Genomic DNA, 22,758 nt, shown 5'->3' on the forward strand with positions numbered 1-22,758 from the left:
GACAGCTCCTTACCTTGAGTCGGAACCGGTCGCGACGACCGAGCAGCGGCCCGCCTCGAGCCGGGCGACCGGCACCCGGAAGGGCGAGCAGGAGACGTAGTCGAGCCCGGCGTCGTGGAAGAAGTGGATGGAGGCGGGGTCGCCGCCGTGCTCGCCGCAGACCCCGATGTGCAGGTCCGGCCGGGCCCGGCGGCCCTCGTCGACCGCGATGCGGACCAGCCTGCCGACCCCGTCGCGGTCGATCGACTCGAACGGCGAGACGCCGAAGATGCCCAGCTCCAGGTAGCGGGTGAAGAACGCGCCCTCGACGTCGTCGCGGGAGAAGCCCCACCCCATCTGTGTGAGGTCGTTGGTACCGAAGGAGAAGAAGTCGGCCGCGCGGGCGATCTCGCCGGCGGTCAGGGCGGCGCGCGGCACCTCGATCATCGTGCCGACCCGGGCCTGCACGCCGAGCGACCCGAGCAGCCGCAGCGCCTCCTCGCGGACGGCCTCCAGCTCCTGCACGGCGCCCACGAGCGGCACCATGATCTCCGGCCGGACCGTGATCCCGCGTTCGCGGCAGGCGATCGTCGCCTCGGCCACGGCGCGGATCTGCATCGCGAACAGTCCGGGCACGACCAGGCCGAGCCGCACCCCGCGCAGGCCGAGCATCGGGTTCTCCTCGTGCATCCGCTGGACCGCGTCGAGCAGCGCCCGGTCGTGCCCGTCCGGCTCGCCGCGCGACTCCTCGAGGGCGACCCGCACGGCCAGCTCGTCCAGCGGCGGCAGGAACTCGTGCAGCGGCGGGTCGATGAGCCGGATCGTCACCGGCAGCCCGTTCATCGCCTCGAACAGCCGCTCGAAGTCGGCGCGTTGCAGGGGCAGCAGATCGGCGAGGGCCTTGTCGCGTTCGTCGTCGGTGCCGGCGAGGATGAGCCGCTCGACCAGCGGCCGCCGCTCGCCGAGGAACATGTGCTCGGTGCGGCACAGCCCGATGCCCTGGGCGCCGAACCGGCGGGCGCGGGCGGCGTCGTCCTCGGTGTCGGCGTTGGCCCGCACGCCGAGGCGCCGCACCTTGTCGGCGTGGGCGAGGATCCGGTCGACGGCCGCGACCAGCGGGTCGGCGTCGGGGGAGAGCGTGCCTTCGAAGTACCGGACGACCGGCGACTCCTGCACCGGCACGGCGCCGAGGTACACGGTGCCGGTGCTGCCGTCGATCGAGACGACGTCGCCCTCGGCCACGGTCCGGCCGTCCACCGTGAAGTGTCCATCGTGGACCTCGATGCGGTCGGCGCCGCACACGCACGTCTTGCCCATGCCGCGGGCGACCACCGCCGCGTGTGACGTCTTGCCGCCGCGGCTGGTCAGGATTCCCTGCGCGGCGATCATGCCGGGCAGGTCGTCGGGGTTGGTCTCGCGCCGCACCAGGATGACCCGCTCGCCCCGTGCGGCCCGCGCCGCCGCCCGCTTCGCGTCGAAGACCACCGCGCCGACCGCGGCGCCCGGGGACGCCGCGATGCCCCGGGCCAGCCGCTCGGGCGCCTGGGTCAGGTCGAACGCCGGGAACATCAGCTGGGCCAGCTGGGCGCCGGTCACCCGGTGCAGCGCCTCGTCGAGGTCGATGACGCCCTCGTCGACGAGCTGCGCGGCGATGACGAACGCGGCCGCCGCGGTCCGCTTGCCGACGCGCGTCTGCAGCATCCACAGCTTGCCGCGCTCGATGGTGAACTCGATGTCGCACAGGTCGCGGTAGTGCGCCTCCAGCTTCGCCATGATGACCATCAGCTCGTCGTAGGCGCGCTTGTCGTCGGCGGCGAGCTGTTGCAGCGGCACGGTGTTGCGGATGCCGGCGACGACGTCCTCGCCCTGGGCGTTGGCGAGGTAGTCGCCGTAGACGCCGGGCGCGCCGGTGGCCGGGTCGCGGGTGAACGCCACGCCGGTCCCGGAGTCCGGGCCGAGGTTGCCGAAGACCATGGCGACGATGTTGACGGCGGTGCCGAGGTCCGCCGGGATGTGCTCCTGCCGGCGGTACAGCACGGCCCGCTCGCCGTTCCACGAGTTGAAGACCGCGCGGATCGACTGGTCGAGCTGCTCCCGTGCGTCCTGCGGGAAGTCGCGGCCGGTGTGCTCGCGGAAGATCTCGCGGTACCGCGTGACGAGCCCCCGCAGCGCGGCCGCGTCGAGGCCCAGGTCGTCCGTGGTGCCCGCGGCGCGTTTGGCGTCGTCGAGCGCCTGCTCGAACGCCTCGCCGGGCACTCCGCACACGGTCCTGCCGAACATCTGGATCAGCCGCCGGTAGGAGTCCCAGGCGAACCGGTCGTCGCCGCCGGTCTGCGCGGCGAGGCCGGCGACGGTCGCGTCGCTCAGCCCGACGTTCAGGATGGTCTCCATCATGCCCGGCATCGAGAACTTCGCGCCGGACCGCACCGACACCAGCAGCGGATCGGCCGGGTCGCCGAGCCGCCGGCCGGCCTGCCGTTCGAGCCGCTCCAGGTGCAGGCCGATCTCGTCGGCCAGGCCGAACGGCTCGTCGCCGCCGCGCAGGTACGCCCGGCAGGCGTCGGTCGTGACGGTGAAGCCGGGCGGCACGGGCAGCCCGAGGTTCGCCATCTCGGCGAGGTTGCCGCCCTTGCCGCCGAGCAGGTCCTTGAGCTCCTTGCTGCCCTCCGCGAAGTCATACACGTACTTGGTCACGGCCGGCCTCCTTCGGCACGGTGTGCGCCGCCGGCGCCGGTCGGCACTGGCGGATGGTGACGGTGCCCCGGACGCAGCCCAGGTCGTCGACGACGTACGCGACGTCCGCCCCGGCGGTGGTGAGCGTGTGCGCGGCCCGCGCCGTCGACCAGTCCTCGCCGACCACGACGGCGTCGGCCATGAGGTCGCCGGCCGCCGTGTGGCGCCTGGCGTCCCGGCGGCGCCGGTGCCGGGGTGTGCCCGCGACACGGGGACCGTCGGCGCCGGCGAACAGGTCGGGGTGGTCGGCGGTGTCGATGGCGCCGAGCAGCCGGCCGAAGTCGTCGACGACCGCGACGTGCGACGCGCGGGACGCCTCGACGACGTCCACGAGGTGCTGCAGGCTGGCGCGGTCGCCGATGGTCGGCACGGTCACGGTGCACCTCCAGGAGATTCCCGTTTCGACGGTAGGCACGGTTTCCGGTCGCGGACAGGGCCGTTGGACCCGGTGGCGCGGGCCGGTCGAACGGCACCCGCGGAGGTGCCGTTGTGCCCTGCCGCGGGGTGCCGGCGGGCCATACGTTCGGCTCAGCAGACAGCGACGGAATGAGCAGGAGGCAGGCCATGGGACGCTGGAACGTTGCCGACGTGATGACGATCGGCGCGATTTCCGTGCAGGAGGACACGCCGTTCAAGGAGATCGTCGACCTCCTGGAGGCGCACGAGATCAACGCGGTGCCGGTGGTCGACGCGCACGACCGGGTCGTCGGCGTCGTGTCCTCGGCCGACCTGGTGCCGAAGATCGAGTTCGCCGGCGACGACGACCACCCGCGGCTGTTCGAGGGCCGGCACACCCGCCAGGCGCGCGGTAAGGCCCACGCGACCGCCGCGGGCGAGCTGATGAACGCCCCGGCCGTCACCGTGCTGAGCACCACGTCCGTGGTCGCCGCCGCCCGCATCATGGAGAACGACGAGTTGAAGCGCCTGCCGGTCGTCGACGACCTGGGCCGCCTCATCGGCATGGTCACCCGCCGTGACCTGCTGAAGGTGTTCCTGCGCTCCGACGAGGACATCCGCCGCGAGATCCTCACCGAGGCCGTCGACGACCTCGTCGGCATCGATCGCTCGCAGCTGCGGGTCGAGGTCGACGACGGCGTCGTCACCCTGCTCGGCGAGGTCGACCGCGGCTCGCTCGTCCCGCCGCTCGTCCGCCAGATCGAGCGCGTCGACGGCGTCGTCGACGTGGTCAGCCACCTGTCGTTCGACCGGGACGACACCGCCGACCAGCCGAAGCCCTACCGCGCCCCGGCGATGTTCTGACCGGTGCGCGAGGACGCCCAGGCGCGCAGCGCCTGGGCGTCCTCGTTGCCGGGGTTCACTCCCAGCTGGCGGTGGACCAGTCCTCGCTGGACCAGTAGTGGCCGCTCCAGGTGCCGCTGGACCAGTAGTGCCCGGACCAGTAGTGGCCCGACCAGCCCGGGTCGGACCAGGTGGCGGCGGCGCCCCACGGCGTGCCGGACCAGGCCGAGACGGCCCACGTCTTCGACGCCCAGGACGTCCCGGTCCAGCCGCTGCCGGTCACCTGGTGGCCCATCCACTGCCCGCCCGACCACGAGCTCTGCGTCGCGCTGCGGGACGCCCAGGCGCCGGTGCTGAGGGTGCCCCAGATGGTGGCCTCACCGGTGAGCGCGACGTTGTCGCGGACGACGTGGCTGCCGCCGCGGGCGTCCTCGATCGGGCCGGACCCGTTGGACCAGGTGAAGTTCTGCTTCACGTTCGGGGTCGGCGCGGTCAGGGCCTTGGCGAGGTTGAGCTCGCGGTATCCCAGCCCGGCCGCGTTGCCACTGGTCAGGACGTCGCCGTTGGTCATCAGCAGGTGCTTGACCTGGTCCGGCGTGAGCGACGGGCGGGCCTGTAGCAGCAGCGCGACGGCGGAGCTGGTGACCGCGGTCGCCTGGGAGGTGCCGCTGCCGCGGAACAGGGTCGTCCCGACCCGGGCGGAGGTGTAGGACACGTCGATGTTGGAGCCGGGGTCGGCGAGCGACAGGATCGACTGGCCGGGTGCCAGCAGGTCGGTGCGGCGGTTGGACGGGCCGTTGTACGTGAGGCTGGTGAACGTGGAGATGGTGTCGTCCGATGTGGACAATGTGCCGCGGGTGTCGGCCGAGCCGACGTTGAGGATGAACTGGTCGGTGGCCGGGTCGGTCATCTGCTTGCCGTCGTTGCCGACGGCGGCGACGACGACGATGCCGGCCTTCCAGGCCTGCTCCGCGGCGAAGGCCACCGGGTCGGTCCAGTAGTTCGGCGTGCCGCCGGTGCCGTAGGACAGGTTGATGACCCGGATCGGGTTGGCGGGGTCGTCGTTGCGGTGTGCCACCACCCAGTCGATCGCGGCGATCATCTGCGACGCGTCCACGGCGCCGTTGGACGTGCCGACCTTGACGGAGGTGAGCTTCACCTTGGGGGCCAGGCCGACGGTGCCGGTGGTCGGGTCGTTGGCGACGATGATGCCGGCCATGTGCGTGCCGTGCCCGTACGTGTCGAGGTAGCGCAGGTTCGACGACTGCGACTCGAACGACAGGTCCGGCCCGTTGATGATCTGTGCGGCGGGCATCCCGGGTACCGGCGCGATGCCGGTGTCGATCAGCGCGACGCCGACCCCGGCGCCGGTGAGGCCGGCGGCCGTGCCGGTGCTCGCGCCGATGGTCTTGCGCACGTCGGCCAGCGAGAGGCCCGCGCCCGAGGCGGCCGTGCCCATCCAGATGTTCGACGCCCAGGCGTTCGACGCGGGGTGCGCCGCCGACGCGACCGACTGGGTGCCGCAGGCCGTGCCGCCGATGACCACCGGCAGCAGCGCCGCCGCGGCCGCCACCCGAAGCAGGCCTCGCCTGCGTGTGTTGCGCACTCTGGACTCCCTCCGGATGCCCGTGATCGACGGGCCTGGCCCCATCATTCGGGCCGGAGCCGCCGGACGGCAGGGCCCGGACCTGGAGCGCCACCGAACCGCACCCGGCGCCTGTCAGCCGCCCGCCGGACGTATCGGCGGTTCGGTCGCGGCGGCGACCGATGACCCGACAGGCGCCAGGTGGGGTTCAGCAGCGGGTGATCGTCGAGTTGTTCAGCGTCACGTTGGAGATCGTGAGCCGGTCCGTGCACGGGTTCTCGACGATCCGGTTGTTCGTCAGCGTGAAGTTGCGCAGGGTGATGTCGGTGTTGCCGGGGAACTCGGTCCGCTCGGCCAGCCGGACCTCGCCGCCGCCGCTGATCGTGCCGCCGTTCGTGGCGACGGTGACGTTGTAACAGTTCTCGATCAGGACGGCGTTGTTGCCGGTGTCGGCGATGTCGACCCGGTCGACGACGGCGCCGCCGCTCTCCGAGACGCAGAAGATGCCCCGGCCGCCGCCGCGCGCACGGACCGTCCCGACGCGGATGTTCGTGGTGTACGAACTGCCGATGCGCCCGTTGCGGTTGGCCATCCGGAACGCGGCGTACCCGGTGCCCGTCCCGGCGTTCTCCGCATCGATGGTGCCGACCGTCGCGTTGACGGTCTGGTTGAGCAGCAGGCCCGACTCGCCGACGTTGCGCGCGGTCACCGTGCCGATGGTGATGCCGTCGACGCCGTACGTCTCGACCGCGTGCGAGCTCGCGCCCGACACGTACACCGTGCCGATCCGGACGTTGCGGGTCCACTGGCTGGTGTCGCCGCGGTTGTCGATGCGCACGCCGAGGCCGCCGGACAGCCGCATGTCGATCTGCCCGAGCACGACGTTCGTGACGTTGCGCATGAAGATGCCGTACAGCGGCGCGCCGGTCAGCGTGAGGTGCTGCACCTCGACGTCGGTGGTGCCGCGCGAGTAGATCGGCGCCTGGTCGCCCGAGCCCGTGCCGGTGACGTTGATCGTGCCGCAGACGTCGATCGTGGTGTAGCTGGGCAGCGAGATGCGGGCGCCGGCGCTGATCGTGCCGGAGCCGCGGACGACGACGCGCTGCTTCGAGGTCCGCCCGGCCGGCAGGCTGTTGACGGCGGCCTGCACGGCCGCGCGCATGTCGGTGCCCGTGTACGCGGTGGTGCCGCCGTTGCGCGCCGTCCACGTGCCGCCGTTGAGCACCGCCTCGGCGTTGAAGGCGCCGGTGCCGCACCCGCCGGCCGGCGGCGACGTCGTCGGCGTGCCGCTGCCGACGCGGGCGAGCGTCCACTGCTGGTTGGCGCCGTCGGTGTCGGTGTACTGCGAGATGCGGGCCCCGTCGGCGGTCGACCACTCCCAGACGTCGAGGGCCTTGCCGCTGTGCCGGCTGAGCAGCCGCACGTAGCCGCCGGCGGAGTCCTTCAGCGTGAACTGCTGCCGGTTGTTCCCGGCGGCGGCGGTCTGCTGGTACAGGTTGGCGCCGTCGCTCGCGTTGGCGAGCTCGAGGACCTTGCCGCTGTGCCGCGACCTGATCTGGTAGTAGCCGTTGTCGGTGGGCACGAACTGCCACTGCTGGACGGCGAGGTCGTTGCGGGTGAACTGGTTGACCGGGGCGCCGTCGGCGGTGGACCACTCCCACAGGTCCATCGCCTTGCCGCTGTTGCGGTTGACGATCACGTACCAGGCGGACGTGTCGACCGTGGCCGCCGACGCGGCCGGCAGGGCGACGACGACGCCCACGCCCAGCAGCGTGGTCACCGCCGTCCCGATGAGCACACTGATGCGCCAGCGACGCTTCATGACGCGACTCCTCACGGGGAAAGGGCTTTCCCAAGGGTGTCGGCGAAGCTATCGGAGTGCATCGATGAAGTCAAACGCCACTGTAACTTTCAGCGACCGCGACCGGCCGGGCGCGGACGACCCTGCCGTCCAGCCGGCGGGCGGTCATCCACGGGGCTGCGGGGAGGCCGGCACGCTGATGTGGTCGACCACGGAGACCACGCCGTCGAGCCCGCCGGCGATCCTGGCCGCGACCACGGCGTCCCGCCGCCGCGCGGCGCCGCCGCACAAGGTCACCGTGCCGTCGTGGACGTCGGCGGTGACGCCGTCGTCCCCGAGGCACAGCCCTTGGATGAGCAGCTCGTCCATGAGCTCCCGTTCGATCGCCTCGTCGGAGCGCAGCGCGCCGCGCAGCAGGTCCCGGCGGGTCACGATCCCGACGAGGGTGCCGGTGTCGTCGTCGAGCACCGGCAGCCGCTTCACCCGGTGCCGCTCCATCAGCCCGGCGGCGGCGCTCACCAGCGCCCCGGCGGTCACCGTGACCGGCGGCGTGGACATCATCGTGCCGGCGGTGCCCGCCGGCGCGTCGCCGGCGCCCGGGCGCAGCAGGGGCAGCAGATCCGCCTCGGAGATCACCCCGATCACCCGGTCGTCGTCGCGGACGACCGGCACGCCGCTCACCCCGAACTCGGTGATGACGTCGGCGACGTGCCGATCGGTGCAGTCGGCCGTCACGACCACCACCGACGGGTTCATCACGTCACGGACACATAGGTCTTTCATGGCCCTACCCCCTTCACGGTCCACGGTGCTCCGTGGCCGTTGCGGCCGCACGGGCCGAAGGTCACCTGGTCGCCGGGCCGTCGTCCTGACGGGGCGGTCCGGGGACGGCGAGTGGATGGGCGACGTCGTCCAGCGCGGCGAGGACGGCCATGGTCCGCCGGTATCCGACTTGGTCGAGGCTACCCGCGACGAGGCGCCGGGCGGCGTCGGACTCCATCCGGGCCAGGCGCGGGGCCTTCACGTCGGCCGTGCGGTAGATCGTCAGCACGGTGGCGGCGGCAGCGCCGTACACCATCAGGACGACGGCGGTGACGATCAGCGTGTGTGTCATGGGTCGGCTCCGTCCTCGGCGGGTGCTCGGTCAGGCGACCAGCGCGCTGCCGTACTTCACGACGACCAGCAGCGCGAGGACGAGCAGCCAGATCGTGACGGCGACGGCGTCGAGGTCGGCGTCGATCGCGGCGCGCAGGGCCGGTCCGGCGCGGCGGGGGAGCGGCAGGTGGCCGTCGCGGAGGTTCACGTGCGTCAGGGTGGCGAAGACCAGCGTGGTGGACACCGTGACCAGCAGGCACCACGGGCACAGCGCGCCGATGACGTACGACGACTGGTAGAACAGCCAGTAGGCGAACCCGACGCCGAGCGTGTAGACGACCTGTGCCGCCAGCATGAACCAGCGCGGGAAGCGCATGCCGCCGAGGCTCGCGACCGCGATGGTGATGACGACGGGCTCGGCGACCAGGCCGAAGAACGCGTTCGGGAAGCCGAACAGCTGCGCCTGCCAGGACCGCCCGACGGTGCCGCAGGACAGCACGGCGTTGATGTTGCAGGTCAGGTCGGCGGCCGGGTCGGCGGCGAGGCGGACCGCGTCGACCGACAGCACGAATGACGCGACCAGGCTCAGCACGGCCGACACGAGCATCGTGCCGTAGATCCAGCCGTTGCTGTGCCGCAGCCGCCGGACCCGCTCCAGGGCGGTCATGCCGCGGCCGCGACGGCCGCGGCCAGCGGACCGGCCGTGTACAGGTCGCCCTCGAACACCTTGCCGTTGACCAGGACCGTCGGCGTGCCGGTGACGCCGCCGTGCTGGAACGCCCAGTCGGTGGACGTCGCGACCCAGCGCTCGAAGCGGCGCTCGGTGAACGACGCCGCGACGTCGGCGGGGACGCCCGCGCCGGTGGCGATCGCCGCGATCCGCTGGTCGGTCAGGCCGGGCCCGCCCTCCGCGGGCTGCTGCTCGAACAGCGCGGCGTTGAACGCGAGCACCTTCGCCGGGCTCCGGTCGGCGACGGTGGCGACGGCGTTGGCGGTGCGGGTGGAGTACCGGGTGCCCTGCGACGCCCGGTCGAGGAACGCGAGCGGGTGCAGCTCCAGGCGGACCGTGCCGGCGGCGACGAGACGCTCCAGGTCGCCGCTGTTCGCCCGCTCGAACCGCCCGCAGTACGGGCAGAGGTAGTCCAGGTAGATCGTCACCGTGACCGGACCCGTCCCGGTCACGATCGCGCCGGTGGCGGTCGCGCCGGCCGGGGCCGCCGTCGACTGCGCGGCGGGCGGTGCGGGCGGGTCGTCGCCGCCGGCCGCGTCGACGAGGACGAACGCGATCGCGGCGAGCAGCGCGACGATGACGACACCACCGGCGACACCCAGGTTCCGGTGCCGCCGCCGGGTGCGCCGCTGCGCCTCCGCCCGCGCCTGCCGTGCCTCGCGTGCCTCCCGGGCCTGCCGGGCCTGCCGTGACGGCGTGCGTGCCTGTGTCCCCATGTCGGCGGTCCCCCTGTCGGATGCGTGTACGCGCTGTCAGCCTCCGCCCGTACTGCGAGACGGCGGATGAGGCGGAAGACCCTTCCTGACCGGGACCGACGGCCCGGACCGGCAGCCCGGACCGGCAGCCCTCGTCCAGGGAGCACCGCGGCCGCGGTGACGGGTGTCCCGGAGGCGGCGGGACCAACGGCCCTGCCGTCTCCGGTCGCCGCGGACAAGGCTGGAACCGACCCGAGGAGGAACCGATGACCACCATCAGCGCCCCCACCGAAACCACCGCTGGGCTCGCCGCTTGGCGCGGCTTCCGCGGCGGACCGTGGCGGGACCAGGTCGACGTGGCAGGGTTCGTGCGGGCCAACGTCCGCCCGTACGAGGGCGACGAGACGTTCCTCGCCGGCCCGACGCGGCGGACCACGCACGTGTGGGGCCTGCTGACCGCCATGTTCCCGCAGGAGCGCGAGCGCGGCATCCACGACGTCGACACCCGCACGCCCGCGTCGATCACCGCCTTCGCGCCCGGCTACATCGACCGCGAGCACGAGCTGATCGTGGGCCTGCAGACCGACGCGCCGCTGCGCAGGGCCATCATGCCCTTCGGCGGCCTGCGGATGGTGGAGAACGGGCTCAAGGCCTACGGGTACGAGCTCGACCCCCTCGTCAAGGAGATCTTCACCCGGTTCCGCAAGACGCACAACGCCGCCGTGTTCGACGCGTACACGCCGCAGATCCTCGCCGCGCGCAAGGCCGGCGTCATCACGGGCCTGCCCGACGCGTACGGGCGCGGCCGCATCATCGGCGACTACCGCCGGGTCCCGCTGTACGGCGTCGACTTCCTCATCGCCGAGAAGCGCCGCGACAAGGCGTCCCTGGACGACCGGCCGTCGACCGCCGAGGTCATCCGCGACCGCGAGGAGCTGGCCGAGCAGCTGCGCGCCCTCGACGAGCTCAAGACGATGGCCGCGAGCTACGGCTTCGACATCGCCGGTCCCGCCCGCACCGGGCGGGAGGCCGTGCAGTGGCTGTACTTCGCCTACCTCGCCGCCGCGAAGGAGCAGAACGGCGCCGCGATGTCGCTCGGGCGCACCTCGACGTTCCTGGACATCTACCTCGAACGCGACCTCGACGAGGGCGTCCTCACCGAGAGCGGCGCGCAGGAGCTCGTCGACGACTTCGTCATGAAGCTGCGCATCATCCGCTTCCTGCGCACCCCCGAGTACGACCAGCTGTTCTCGGGCGACCCGACCTGGGTCACCGAGTCGATCGGCGGGATGGGCGCCGGCGGCCGGACCCTCGTCACCCGCACGTCGCTGCGGTACCTGCAGACGCTGTACAACCTGGGACCGGCGCCCGAGCCGAACCTGACCGTCCTGTGGTCGCCGGCGCTGCCCGAGCCGTTCAAGCGCTTCTGCGCGAAGGTGTCGATGGACACCAGCGCCATCCAGTACGAGAACGACGACCTGCTGCGGCGGCACAGCGACGACGACACCGCGATCGCCTGCTGCGTGTCGGCGATGCGGGTCGGCAAGGACATGCAGTTCTTCGGCGCGCGCGTCAACGTCGCCAAGGCCCTGCTGTACGCGATCAACGGCGGCCGCGACGAGATGAGCGGCGTCCAGGTCGCGCCCGCGACCGCACCGCTCACCGGCGAGGTCCTGGACTACGGCGAGGTGCTCGCGGCGTTCGACCGCACCCTCGACTGGCTCGCCCGCACGTACGTCGACGCGCTCAACATCATCCACTGCATGCACGACAAGTACGCCTACGAGCGCATCGAGATGGCGCTGCACGACTACCCGGTGCGCCGGTTCCTCGCCTGCGGCATCGCCGGGCTCTCCGTCGCCGCCGACAGCCTCGCCGCGATCCGCTACGCCCGCGTCACGCCGGTCCGCGACGCCACCGGCCTCGCCGTCGACTACACGGTGGACGGCGACTACCCGGCCTACGGCAACGGCGACGACCGCGCCGACAGCATCGCCGTGTGGCTGGTCGAGACGTTCATGGAGAAGGTCCGCGCCAACCCCAGCTACCGCGACGCGATCCACACCCAGTCGGTGCTCACCATCACCTCCAACGTCGTGTACGGCAAGCACACCGGCAACACGCCGGACGGCCGCCGCGCCGGCGAGCCGTTCGCGCCCGGCGCCAACCCGATGAACGGCCGCGACACCCACGGCATGGTCGCCTCGGCCCTGTCGGTGGCGAAGCTGCCCTACGCGGCGGCCCGCGACGGCATCTCCCTCACCAGCACCGTCACCCCCGACGGCCTCGGCCGCGCCGACGCCGAACGGGTCACCAACCTGGCCCGCATCCTCGACGCCTACACGGCCGCCGGCGGGTTCCACCTCAACGTCAACGTGCTCGACCGGGCCACGCTGCTGGACGCGATGGAGCACCCCGAGCGGTACCCGCAGCTGACCGTGCGCGTGTCCGGCTACGCCGTCAACTTCGTGCGGCTCACCCCGGAGCAGCAGCGCGACGTCGTGAACCGGACCTTCCACGGCTCGGCATGACCCCGATGCGTTCCTCCCAGACCCGGCCGGACGCCACCGTCCTTCCCCCCGAATGGTGGCGTCCGGTCCCGGGCCGGCTGCACTCGTGGGACGTCTCCACCGGCGTCGACGGGCCCGGCACCCGCTTCGTGGCGTTCCTCGCCGGGTGCCCGCTGCGCTGCCTGTACTGCCAGAACCCCGACACCTGGCGGATGCGGGACGGCACCGGGACCACCGCCGGCGGCGTCATCGACCAGGTCCGCACGTTCACCGAATTCGTGCGGACCACCGGCGGCGGCATGACCGTCAGCGGCGGCGAACCGTTGCTGCAGCCCGCGTTCACCCACGCGCTCTTCACCGGCGCCCGGCAGCTCGGCCTGCACACCGCCCTCGACACGTCCGGCGCGCTCGGCGCCCGCGCCGGCGACGACCTCCTCGACGTCACCGACCTCGTCCTGCTCGACATCAAGGCGTGGGACCCGGCCCGCTACCACCGGCTCACCGGCGGTTCCATCGCCCCGACCCTGGACTTCGCGCGCCGCCTCGCCGGCCGCGGCACGCCGGTCTGGGTGCGGTACGTCCTCGTCCCCGGGCTCACCGACGACCCCGCGGACGTCGAGGGCGTCGCCGGGTTCGCCGCCGGCCTCGGCAACGTGGAACGCGTCGACGTCCTGCCCTTCCACCGCCTCGGCACCGCCAAGTACGACCGGCTCGGCATCCCGTTCACCCTGCGGGACACCCCGCCCCCGGGCGAGGCGCTGCTGACCCGGGTCCGCGACACCTTCACCGCCGCCGGCCTCACCGTGTACTGACTGATGCGCCGCGTGCGTGGTCACGTGGTGGCGAGAGCGGCGAGCTGCGGGGCGAGCCACGGGGCGACGACGAGGCGGACCCCCTCCGGGGTGAGGTGGAGGCCGTCGCTGCGGACGCGGACGTTCCCCACCTGCCAGGTGAACTTCCCGTCGGGGCAGACGACGCGGTTGAGGTCGAGCACGACCGGGTGGCTGGGGTGGCCGGCGGCAGTGGCGCGCAGCAGCCGGTTCCACGCGTCGACGCGCTCCGGGGTGTCCTCGGGCCACAGACCGCCGTCCGGTCGTTCCTGGCGTCGCGTGTACGGGGCGGTCAGCAGCGCGACCCGGGCGCCGCCTCCCGCGGCCAGGTCGATCGCGGTCCGGAGCTGGCCGCCGAGGTACGCGTCGTAGTCCGGCTCGCCGACGTGGGTCCACCGGCCGTCGAGCCGGCGGTCCATCAGCTCCCACCGGTCCAGCAGCACGACCACCACGTCGGGCTCGGCCTTCGCCACGGAGCTGCCCCACCGGTACTGCCACGTCGCGCAGTACGGGAGGTTGGGGTGCGGGTCGCCGCCGTAGCGCAGCTCCGGCAGGACCGCGATCCCGCAGCCCTGGACGCCCTGGTTGTCGAGCTCGAAGCGGGGGTCGCCGGGCCAGTACGCGCCGAGGGTCCACGACACGGAATCGCCGATGACCATCACCCGCGGGGGACCGGCGCGCCGACCGGGGCGGGCCGTCACCGGACCGCCCGTGGGTGCGGCGCCGGTGCTCTGCGGGGCGGCGACCGTGGCCAGCGGAGGCGCGGCGACCGCGTTCGAGGGCGGCGGAACGGCGGACGGCCCCGCCAGCAGGGCGAGCACCGTCGCCGCGGCCGCGGTCGCCGTGGCGCCCACCGGCAGCAGCCACCGCCGCCATGCGGCGACCGCGCCCGCACGGCGGATCGGCTGCTCCACCAGGACGAAGCTGACCGCGGCCACGAGCAGGGTCGCGGTCACCCTGGCCGCGAAGAGCCGGACGCCGGTGAGCCCGGTGCGGTCGGCGTCGAGGACCGCGAACAGCGGCCAGTGCCACAGGTACGCGCCGTACGAGACCCGCCCCAGCAGGACCACGGCACGGCCGCTCAGCAGGCGGGCGGCCGGCGAGGACGGAGCCGCGGCGAGCTCGCCGACGACCGCGGCGGCCGCGACCGCGAACAGTGCCAGCCCTCCCTGGAACAGCCACGGGGAGTCGCCGCGCGCGGCAGCCAGGCCGGCGCAGATCACCGGTACACCGGCGGCCGCGGCACAACGGCGGAGGGTGGCGTGCCGGGTCAGCACCGGCAGGGCCGCCGCGAGCGCGCAGCCGATGAGCGGCGCGCAGGCCCGGGTGTCGGTGCCGAAGTAGAGCCGGTCCGTGCCGTCGGTGGCCGGCAGCGCCGCGGCGGTGACCGCCGAGGCGGCCGCGCCGAGCAGCGCGCCGATCCCGATGACGAGCCGCCGCCGCGGCAGGCGCAGCGCCAGGAGCAGCAGCAGCGGCCACAGCAGGTAGAACTGCTCCTCGATGGCGAGGGACCAGGTGTGCTGCAACGGCGACGCGGCGGCGGTCTCGGTGAAGTAGTCACCGCCCCGGTCCGCCATCCGCCAGTTCGCCCAGTAGGTGAGCGCGGCGACCGCGTCGGTCCGCAGCGGCGCCGGGTCCTGCGCGGGCAGCAGCCACCGGGCGGTGAGCAGCACGAACGCGACCATGAGCACCAGCGCGGGCAGCAACCGCCGGGCCCGGCGCAGCCAGAACCCGCCCAGCGAGATCCGGCCCGTCGCCTCGGCCTCGCGGAGCAGCAGCGAGGTGATGAGGAAGCCGGACAGGACGAAGAACAGGTCCACGCCGAGGAACCCGCCCGGCAGCAGGCCGGGCAGGCCGTGCACGACGAGGACCGCGCACAGCGCGACGGCCCGGACGCCGTCGAGCGCCGACAGGTGGGGCGACCGCGCCGGAGCCGCCGTCGGCGCAGTCGTGGACACGGCGGGGCCGCTGCCCGTACGGCAGTGCTCCAAACGTCTCCGGGCTTGTGGTGGCGACGGGCTCCGGCGACATCACCTCATCAGGGTCAGCGACCGGTGGGCCACCGCGCTGGGCGGGGCGGCGCGGGACGTGCTCAGGCTGGCAGGGGGCGCGAGCCCCCGGCCAGCAGGTCGGCGACCGCGCCCCGCAGCTCGGGGTGGGCGAACCGGAAGCCCGCCGCCTCCAGTCGCGCCGGGACGCACCGCCGGCCGGTCAGTGCGAGCGCCGGGTCGGTCCGCAGCACCCGCGCCCCGAGCCGCACCAGCGTGGCCGGGGTGGGCTGTGCCGGCGGGCGGTGCAGCGCCCGCCGGAGAGTGGCCATGAGCTCCGCGTTGCGCACCGGCTGTGGCGACGTCGCGTGGACGACCCCGCTCAACGCCGGGCCGTCGTCCAGGCACCGGCGCACGACGGCGAGCAGGTCGGCGACGTGCAGCCAGCTGATCCACTGCCGCCCGTCGCCGACCCGGCCGCCGAGCCCCCAGCGCACGAGCCCCGTCAGCCGCCGCATCGCCGGCGTGCCGGGCTCCAGGACGATGCCGGTGCGCAGCACGATCCTGCGCCGCGCCGGCACGTCCGCCGCCGCCTCCTCCCAGGCCCTGGCGACGCCGGCCATCTGCGCCGGCCCGTCGGCAGCGGGCGCGGTCTCGTCCAGCACGGCCTCGCCGGCGTCGCCGTAGATGGCGAGGGTGCTCATCTGCACCCACACCGGCACCCGGGCGTCGACCTCCGCGGCGGCGCGGGCGAGCGCCCGGGTCGGCTCGACGCGGGAGCGGGTCAGCAGCGCGACGTTCGCGGCGGTCGGCGGCCGGTCCACCAGCGCGCCGCACAGGTTGACGACGGCGGCGCCGCGCAGCTCACCGGCCCACGCGCCGACGGTCGCGCCGTCCCAGCGCACCCACCGCCCGGACCCGGGCGCGGCCGGCGAGCGGCTCAGCACGACCACCTCGTGCCCGCGGGCGGTCAGGTCCCGCGACACCGCCCGCCCGAGCCCGCCGGACCCGCCCGCGACGACGACCTTCATGACTGCTCCTCCCCTTGAGCGATCGCTCAAACGGAGTCTGACACGGTTTGAGCGGTCGCTCAAGTACGGGTTGCTGACTTCGACCGCCTTCAGTACGGTGCACGCATCCGGTTCGGCAGCCACGGGGGGCTCACGTTGAACAGACGGTTCCGCATGCTCGCGCTCGTCGCCTGCGCGCTGATGCTGCTTCAGATCCTGCGTCCGATTCCGGCCGCCGCGGCGGTCGAGGCGTTGCCCGACGACTACCAGTACGCGATCGGCTTCGCCGAGACGAAGAACACCAACGAATGGTCCTATCTGCAGTGGGACGGCACCGCCTACAGCGAGATGGACTGGAAGCCGCTCGAGCACCGGTGGCGCGGCAGTTGCGAGTTCTGCATCATCGCCCGCGGCGGGATGCACCCCGACGTCAACGACGCGGTGATCGGCTGGACGGCGCCGCGGGCCGGCACGGTCACGGTGCGCGGCACCATCGACAGCCGTGACTACGGCGACCCGGCCAGACAGGACATCGACGGCGTCCGGGCGTTCGTGCGCCAGCGCAGCGGCAGCACGCTCACCAAGGTCTGGCCGTCGGAGCCGTACCAGGAGATCCGGCCGGGCTTCATGGCCCAGCACATCTTCCAGACCACCGTCGCCGCCGGTGACCAGCTGCTGTTCCACGTGAACAAGAACGGCACCACGTACAACGACTCGACCTCATGGTTCCCGCGGATCAGCTACGGCCACCCGCCGAAGTTCACCCTCGACCAGGCCGAGCTCGTGATGGGCCCCGACGACTTCGAGCACATCGGCATCAACGACGCCCTGGACGGGAGCGTCTCGGTGGTGCCGAAGAACGGCTCCTTCGACTTCTACCACTCCTCCGGCAACCGGCTGCAGAAGTTCCACGGCGACCTCAGGCACCCGGCGCAGACCCCCGTCTACCACGACCCGGCCAGCGTCCGGTTCACCAACCTGAACCAGTTCGACGGCACCTGGTGGATCGAGAACATCTACCGCACGCCCGAGGGGCACCTGCTCGCGTTCTGCCACATCGAGAACGCCAACCCGGCCACGTCCGGCTGGTGGGCCGGCGGCCTCGCGTACTCCACCGACGACGGCGAACACTTCCAGATCCTCGGCAAGACCATCGCCGCGGAGGTCAAGCAGCAGACCGGCGCCAACGGCAACATCGGCGGCATGCCGTTCGTCGTCAAGGACGGCTACTTCTACGTCTACTTCACCGAGCCGGGGGTCCCGTCGGTGGCCCGGGCACCGGTCGACGAGGTCCTGGACGCCGCCCGGCGCGGCACCGTCAGCCAGTGGATGAAGATCGACCGCAACGGCGGCTTCACCTCCGACGGCATGAACGGCACCGGGGGCTGGGTCGTCCAGGCCGGCGAGACCAACGACTACAGCACCCACGGCGACGCCGCCTACAGCACCTACCTCGGCAAGTACCTGATGGCCGGCGGCAGCGGCGGCGCCGGGCGGGGCGTCTTCCTGGCCTTCGGCGACGACCCGGCGCACTTCGAGACGCCGAACTGGCTGCTCAACAGCGACGCGGTGAACAAGCCGACGCTGTCGCCCTACGAGACGATCGTGAACCTCGACGGCTCCGACAACGGCGAGGTCGGCCGGGAGTTCTACGTCTACTTCGGCTACTACTTCGTCTGGCCGCGCGACGAGCCGACCACGGACATCTCCAAGGAGTTCCGCTGGCTGTACCGGCAGAAGGTGACCCTGAACGCCGCCGGCTTCGACCGGAGCACGGTGAGCCTCGGCACCGACTACACGGGCAAGCACGGCGAGAACGGACTGGACTACGTGCAGCGGTTCAACGGCCCCGGCATGCGCTACTTCAAGATGGACTGGAGCGACCAGGACCTGCGCTGGCACGGCGCCGAGCAGTTCGCGCTCGTCGACTCGGTCGGCATGCACCCGGGCAACAGCTACGACGTCGCCCGCGCCTGGCGGGCCCCACGAACCGGGACGGTGCGGGTGAGCGCCAGCGGCGGCGGCATCTCCACCGCCAACGGCAGCGGGGCCGACGGCGTCCGGATCGCCATCAACCGGGAGACGTCGTCCCTGAGGTCGCCCGTCGTCACGGTGTGGCCCGCATGGGACAGCCCCGCGATCGTCGCGCCGGGCACCACGCTGCCGTTCGCGCCGGTCGACATCCCCGTCACCAAGGGCGAGTGGCTGTACTTCAACGTCAACAAGAACGGCAACAACGGCTACGACACCACCGTGTGGGTGCCGCAGATCGCGTACCTGCCCTGACGAGTGCCCGTACCCGGGTCGACCAGCCGGTCGGACGCGGGTGGCCTGGCCGCCGCCCGCGTCCGCCGGTCTCACGTCAGGACGCGCGGGCCTCGATCGCGTCGAGGTCACGCACGGCGTAGCGGTGGTGCTCCCACTCCTCCTCCAGGATCACGTGCAGGCACGAGCGCACGGTCTTCTCGTGCTCGGGCGCGTGCGGGTTGTGGCGGGTCGCGGCCAGCTCGTCGGCCGTGACGCCGTCGAGGAAGTCGCGGACCATCGCGACGCGGCCCGCCCGGACCTCCAGCACCTCCGCGAACGGCGGCGTCCCGGCCGTGAAGACCGACGTGTCGTGGCCGTCCTGCTCCGCGCCGGAGTACAGCAGGCCGATGGGGTGAAACGGCTGCTCGACCCGCAGGATCGCCTTGCCCAGCCAGATGTCGGTGGCGACCACCAGGTGTCGCAGGGTCTGCGCGAACGACCACTCGCCTTCCACCGCCTCGTCGACCGCGCCGTCCGGCAGCGCCGCCGCCCGCGCGACGGTCGCCGCCCACGCGCCCTCGACCGCCGTCCACGCCGCCCGCAGCCCGTCGGGGTCCTCCGCCTGCCGGGCGGCCCGCCCCGGGAATCGCCGGTTGAGCTCCGCCTCGACGAACGGCAGCACGTCGACCCCGTTGACCAGCAGGACGTTGCCGCCCTCGAACAGCCACGGCGAGTCGAGCTCCACGCCCCGCAGCTCGGAGCCCCGGATCACGACCCCGGACAGGTCCGCCCCGGCGAACCGGGCCCCCCGCAGGTCCGCGTCCGTGAACCGCGCGCCCCGCAGCTCGTCGTCACGGCCGAATGTCGCCATCGCTGTCCCCCCGTATCGACCGCCGCTCATGGCGGCAACTGGCGTGTGCCACGCCAGACCCTACGCCCGTGCCCACGGCGCCGGTCGGTACAGGCGACACAGACGGCGCAAAGAGCACTTTCAGCGGCTTCGGTGCGATGCACGGCAATCCCGGCGTCGGCGGTGCACCGGCCGTGCGTACCTGCATTAGGGTGCGTGCGCATCGATGGATCCGGGGGGCCGCAAGATGATCGGCGTTGATGAGGAGTTCGGGGTGCTGCTGCGCGCGGCACGCCGGGCGGCGGGACTCAGCCAGCGGCAGCTGGCCGAGCTGGCCGGGATGAGCCTGGCCGCGGTGCGCGACCTGGAGCAGGGGCGGACGCGACGGCCGCAGCCGCAGTCGGTGGAGGCCCTGGCAGGCGGGCTGCGCCTGACGGGCCCGCAGGCCACGGCGTTCCGGCTCGCGGCGGCCCGGCAGCCGGCGGCACCCGCACCGGCCGTGGCATCGATCAGGGACGCCGCGCCCAGGCAGCGGCCCGCCAGGGCGCGGGGCGGCGCCGAACTCCCTGTGCGGGTGTCGGTGCTGGGGGCGGCGGCCGTCCACCGCGGTGCGCACCTGGTCGCGATCGGTTCGGCGCGCCAGCGGTTGCTGCTGGGCCGGCTGGCCCTGTCGGCCAACACCGCCGTCGCGGTGTCGGAGCTGGTGGACCTGCTGTGGGACGTGGATCCGCCGGCGGCGCCGGCCCACGCGGTGCACACGTACGTGTCGCGGCTGCGGACCGCCCTCGACCCCGACAACACGGACCGGGCCGGGCTGATCGAGCGGACCCCGGGCGGGTACCGGCTGAACCTCACCGCCGACCAGCTCGACCTCGCCGGCTTCCGGCAGCGGGTGGAGCGGGCGCGGGCGGCGGCGCCCGCGGAGGCGCTGGACCTGCTGGAGGCGGCGCTGGCGGTGTGGCGGGGCAGCCCGCTCGCCGACGTCCCGCAGCTGCGGCACCACCCGCTGGTCACGGCCGTGGCGAACGAGCGGGTGGCGGTGGCGCTGCGGTTCGCCGACGCGGCCCTCGCCGCCGGGCAGCCCGGCCGGTGCCTGCCGGTGCTGCGCGAGCTCACCATGGCCGACCCGCTGCACGAGCCGCTGCACGCCCGCCTCATCGCCGCGCTCGCCGCCGGCGACCTGCAGGCGGCGGCCCTCGCGGTCTACGCCGACATCCGGCGGCGGCTCGTCGAGGACCTCGGCGTGGAGCCCGGACCGGACCTGATCGACGCCCACCGCAGGGTGCTGCGGCAGGAGACGGCCGGGCCGGGCCCGGTCCCCGCCGCCGCGCCGGTCGTGCCGGCCCAGCTGCCGCCGGACGTGCCCGGGTTCGCCGGGCGGCGGGCGGAGCTGGCCGAGCTGGACCGGATCGCCGGGACCGGGCCGGCGGCGCAGCCGTCCGCGGTGGTGATCGCCGCGATCTCCGGCACCGCCGGGGTCGGCAAGACCGCCCTGGCCATCCGCTGGGCGCACCGGGTCCGGGACCGGTACCCGGACGGCCAGGTGTACGTGAACCTGCGCGGCTACGACCCCGAGGAGCCGATGAGCTCCACCGACGCGCTGCGCCGGCTGCTGCGGGCGCTCGGCGTGGCCGGCGCCGACCTGCCCGCCGACGCCGACGAGCGGGCCGCCCGCTACCGCACGCAGATCGCCGACCGGCGGATGCTGATCCTGCTGGACAACGCGTCGTCGGTCGAGCAGGTCCGGCCGCTGCTGCCGGGGACCGCGTCGTGCACGGTGCTGGTGACCAGCCGCGACCGGCTGGCCGGGCTGGTGGCGGTGCACGGCGCCCACCGCGTCGACCTGGACCTGCTGTCGGTGGTCGAGGCGGGGGCGCTGCTGCGCCGGCTGATCGGTGTCCGGGCGGAGGCGGAGCCGGGGTCCGCGGTCGCCCTGGCGGAGCTGTGCGCGCGGCTGCCGCTGGCGCTGCGGGTCGTCGCCGAGCTGGTCGTCTCGCGCCGCGGGGCGACCCTCGCCGAGCTGGTGGCCGAGCTCGGCGACCAGCGGCTGCGGCTGTCGCTGCTCGACGCCGGCGGCGACCCGCGCGGCTCGGTGCCGGCGGCGTTCTCGTGGTCGCTGCGGCACCTGCCGCCGGCGGTGGCGCACCTGTTCGTGCTGGTGGCGCTGCACCCCGGCGGGGACGTCGACGTGTACGCGGCGGCGGCCCTGGCCGACGTCACCGTGCCGGACGCCCGGCGGATGCTGTGGCTGCTCGTGCGGGGCCGCATGCTGGACGTCACGGCCGGCGAACGGTTCGGGATGCACGACCTGCTCCGTGCGTACGCGCTGGGGCTCGCCGACGACGCTGCGGCGCACGCCGCCAGGACGCGGCTGTTCGAGCACTGCGCGGCCGCCGCCGCGGCGGCGATGGACGTGCTGTTCCCGGCGGAGTGCCGGCACCGCCCGGCGGTGCCGCCGACGGCGACGACCCCGCCCCTGCCGGACCGGGCGGCGGCCCGGGCGTGGCTGGACGCGGAGCTGCCCGGCCTGACCGCGGTCGTGCGGTACACGGCCCGGCACGGCTGGCCGGTCCACGCCGGGGTTCTGGCCCGGACGCTGTTCCGCTACCTGGCCGGTGGCTCCGCCGAGGAGGCGCTCGTCGTGCACCAGGCCGCCCACGACGCCGCCGAGCTCGCCGGTGACCGTCCCGGCGCCGCGTACGCCGACCTGGGCCTGGGCGCGACGCAGCAGCAGCTGGGGCGGCTCACGACGGCGGCCGGCCACTTCACCCGGGCGCGGGCCGTGCTCGACCAGGCGGGCGACCCCGTGGGTGCGGCCCGGGCGCTGGTGGGGCTCGGCGCCGTCGAGCAGCGGCTGCACCGCTACGAGGTGGCCGCCGGGCACTTCGGTGCGGCCCTGGCGATCTTCCGGTCGCAGCGCGACGACGCCGGCGTCGGCCGGACGCTGATCAACCTCGGCATGGTCCGTTACCAGCTCGGCGACTTCGAGACGGCCGCGGGGCACCACCGGGAGGCGATCGCGGTGCACCGGCGCATCGGCGACCGGACGGGGGAGGCGACCGCCCTGACCGACCTCGGCATCATCGAGGTGCACCTGGGGCAGCCGCGGCGGGCCGCCGAGCGCCACTCGCGCAGCCTCGCCCTCTTCCTGGAGGCCGGCGACCGGCACGGTGAGGCGTGGGCCCGCAACGGGCTCGGTGAGGCGGCGGCCGCCGCCGACCGGCCGGCGGACGCGCTCGCGCACCACACCGCCGCGCTCGACACCGCCGTGCGGGCCGGGCTGCGCGACCAGCAGGCGAGGGCGCACGCCGGGCTCGGTCACGCCCACCGCGCGTCGTTCGAGCCGGACCTGGCCCGCGAGCACTTCGCGCGGGCCCTGGCGCTCTACGACGACCTCGGCGTGCCGGAGGCCGCGCAGCTGCGGGACGAGCTGGCGGCGACGCCCGACTGAGCCCCCGCGGGGTAC

Annotated in this window: 16 protein-coding genes; 5 read left to right on the forward strand and 11 right to left on the reverse strand. The window is 73.7% G+C overall.

The window, feature by feature from the left end; genetic code table 11:
• Positions 1–9 precede the first annotated feature (9 nt).
• Positions 10–2,673, reverse strand: coding sequence for a pyruvate, phosphate dikinase (gene ppdK / locus AB0J72_RS51940; protein WP_363414338.1), 2,664 nt, complete (start codon positions 2,671–2,673; stop codon positions 10–12).
• On the reverse strand, positions 2,654–3,088 hold the full coding sequence (locus AB0J72_RS51945; RefSeq protein WP_363414341.1) for a CBS domain-containing protein: 435 nt from the start codon (positions 3,086–3,088) through the stop codon (positions 2,654–2,656). Before AB0J72_RS51945 ends, ppdK begins: the two co-directional genes overlap by 20 nt.
• Before the next feature lie 188 nt (positions 3,089–3,276).
• On the opposite strand from AB0J72_RS51945, the gene AB0J72_RS51950 reads away from it, so the two are divergent.
• Positions 3,277–3,972, forward strand: coding sequence for a CBS domain-containing protein (locus AB0J72_RS51950; RefSeq protein ID WP_363414343.1), 696 nt, complete (start codon positions 3,277–3,279; stop codon positions 3,970–3,972).
• 55 nt (positions 3,973–4,027) lie between these two features.
• Here the strand turns inward: AB0J72_RS51950 and AB0J72_RS51955 are convergent, their stop codons facing one another.
• The 6 genes from AB0J72_RS51955 to AB0J72_RS51980 all read right to left on the reverse strand — a co-directional run bounded on the left by AB0J72_RS51955 (position 4,028) and on the right by AB0J72_RS51980 (position 9,878).
• A complete protein-coding gene (locus AB0J72_RS51955; protein WP_363414346.1) occupies positions 4,028–5,557 on the reverse strand; it encodes a S8 family serine peptidase in 1,530 nt (509 codons plus the stop codon).
• Between the two features lie 187 nt (positions 5,558–5,744).
• Entirely contained in the window at positions 5,745–7,358 is a 1,614-nt protein-coding gene (locus tag AB0J72_RS51960) for an RICIN domain-containing protein (protein ID WP_363414349.1), read from the reverse strand.
• Positions 7,359–7,502: 144 nt separating this feature from the next.
• Complete coding sequence (locus AB0J72_RS51965) at positions 7,503–8,120, reverse strand: CBS domain-containing protein (RefSeq protein WP_363414352.1); 618 nt, start codon at positions 8,118–8,120, stop codon at positions 7,503–7,505.
• A gap of 61 nt (positions 8,121–8,181) precedes the next feature.
• Positions 8,182–8,451: a hypothetical protein gene (locus AB0J72_RS51970; protein ID WP_363414355.1), complete on the reverse strand. Its 270-nt coding sequence runs from the start codon at positions 8,449–8,451 to the stop codon at positions 8,182–8,184.
• 30 nt (positions 8,452–8,481) lie between these two features.
• Positions 8,482–9,099 carry a vitamin K epoxide reductase family protein gene (locus AB0J72_RS51975; protein WP_363414358.1) on the reverse strand — a complete coding sequence of 206 codons (618 nt, stop codon included), beginning with the start codon at positions 9,097–9,099 and terminating at the stop codon, positions 8,482–8,484.
• Positions 9,096–9,878, reverse strand: coding sequence for a thioredoxin domain-containing protein (locus tag AB0J72_RS51980; protein ID WP_363414360.1), 783 nt, complete (start codon positions 9,876–9,878; stop codon positions 9,096–9,098). The genes AB0J72_RS51975 and AB0J72_RS51980 overlap by 4 nt, the downstream gene beginning before the upstream one ends.
• Before the next feature lie 245 nt (positions 9,879–10,123).
• Between AB0J72_RS51980 and pflB the strand changes: the two genes are divergently transcribed.
• Both pflB and pflA read left to right on the forward strand, forming a co-directional pair.
• The gene (gene pflB / locus AB0J72_RS51985; RefSeq protein ID WP_363414363.1) at positions 10,124–12,388 is read left to right on the forward strand and encodes a formate C-acetyltransferase; all 2,265 of its coding nucleotides are present in this window, start codon (positions 10,124–10,126) and stop codon (positions 12,386–12,388) included.
• Positions 12,389–12,393: 5 nt separating this feature from the next.
• Complete coding sequence (pflA, locus tag AB0J72_RS51990; RefSeq protein ID WP_363414366.1) at positions 12,394–13,179, forward strand: pyruvate formate-lyase-activating protein; 786 nt, start codon at positions 12,394–12,396, stop codon at positions 13,177–13,179.
• 20 nt (positions 13,180–13,199) lie between these two features.
• Here pflA and AB0J72_RS51995 read toward each other — a convergent pair whose 3' ends face one another.
• Both AB0J72_RS51995 and AB0J72_RS52000 read right to left on the reverse strand, forming a co-directional pair.
• A complete protein-coding gene (locus AB0J72_RS51995) occupies positions 13,200–15,155 on the reverse strand; it encodes an acyltransferase family protein (RefSeq protein WP_363414369.1) in 1,956 nt (651 codons plus the stop codon).
• A gap of 134 nt (positions 15,156–15,289) precedes the next feature.
• On the reverse strand, positions 15,290–16,216 hold the full coding sequence (locus AB0J72_RS52000; RefSeq protein ID WP_363414372.1) for a TIGR01777 family oxidoreductase: 927 nt from the start codon (positions 16,214–16,216) through the stop codon (positions 15,290–15,292).
• Positions 16,217–16,351: 135 nt separating this feature from the next.
• On the opposite strand from AB0J72_RS52000, the gene AB0J72_RS52005 reads away from it, so the two are divergent.
• Positions 16,352–18,481 carry a hypothetical protein gene (locus AB0J72_RS52005; RefSeq protein ID WP_363414375.1) on the forward strand — a complete coding sequence of 710 codons (2,130 nt, stop codon included), beginning with the start codon at positions 16,352–16,354 and terminating at the stop codon, positions 18,479–18,481.
• Between the two features lie 76 nt (positions 18,482–18,557).
• On the opposite strand, the gene AB0J72_RS52010 is transcribed toward AB0J72_RS52005, so the two are convergent.
• A complete protein-coding gene (locus tag AB0J72_RS52010) occupies positions 18,558–19,313 on the reverse strand; it encodes a DinB family protein (RefSeq protein WP_363414377.1) in 756 nt (251 codons plus the stop codon).
• A gap of 226 nt (positions 19,314–19,539) precedes the next feature.
• On the opposite strand from AB0J72_RS52010, the gene AB0J72_RS52015 reads away from it, so the two are divergent.
• Positions 19,540–22,743, forward strand: coding sequence for a BTAD domain-containing putative transcriptional regulator (locus tag AB0J72_RS52015; RefSeq protein WP_363414379.1), 3,204 nt, complete (start codon positions 19,540–19,542; stop codon positions 22,741–22,743).
• Positions 22,744–22,758 lie beyond the last annotated feature (15 nt).

Source organism: Dactylosporangium sp. NPDC049742 (genome assembly GCF_040674675.1).
Classification (GTDB): Bacteria; Actinomycetota; Actinomycetes; order Mycobacteriales; family Micromonosporaceae; genus Dactylosporangium; species Dactylosporangium maewongense.

Bases quoted from the DNA above. Each gene is read 5' to 3' on its own strand.
- pflB (WP_363414363.1), top strand. From the start codon at position 10,124: ATGACCACCATCAGCGCCCCCACCGAAACCACCGCTGGGCTCGCCGCT.
- pflA (WP_363414366.1), top strand. From the start codon at position 12,394: ATGCGTTCCTCCCAGACCCGGCCGGACGCCACCGTCCTTCCCCCCGAA.
- AB0J72_RS52000 (WP_363414372.1), bottom strand. From the start codon at position 16,216: ATGAAGGTCGTCGTCGCGGGCGGGTCCGGCGGGCTCGGGCGGGCGGTG.
- AB0J72_RS51980 (WP_363414360.1), bottom strand. From the start codon at position 9,878: ATGGGGACACAGGCACGCACGCCGTCACGGCAGGCCCGGCAGGCCCGG.
- AB0J72_RS51950 (WP_363414343.1), top strand. From the start codon at position 3,277: ATGGGACGCTGGAACGTTGCCGACGTGATGACGATCGGCGCGATTTCC.
- AB0J72_RS52010 (WP_363414377.1), bottom strand. From the start codon at position 19,313: ATGGCGACATTCGGCCGTGACGACGAGCTGCGGGGCGCGCGGTTCACG.
- AB0J72_RS51975 (WP_363414358.1), bottom strand. From the start codon at position 9,099: ATGACCGCCCTGGAGCGGGTCCGGCGGCTGCGGCACAGCAACGGCTGG.
- AB0J72_RS52015 (WP_363414379.1), top strand. From the start codon at position 19,540: ATGATCGGCGTTGATGAGGAGTTCGGGGTGCTGCTGCGCGCGGCACGC.
- AB0J72_RS51970 (WP_363414355.1), bottom strand. From the start codon at position 8,451: ATGACACACACGCTGATCGTCACCGCCGTCGTCCTGATGGTGTACGGC.
- AB0J72_RS51965 (WP_363414352.1), bottom strand. From the start codon at position 8,120: ATGAAAGACCTATGTGTCCGTGACGTGATGAACCCGTCGGTGGTGGTC.
- AB0J72_RS51960 (WP_363414349.1), bottom strand. From the start codon at position 7,358: ATGAAGCGTCGCTGGCGCATCAGTGTGCTCATCGGGACGGCGGTGACC.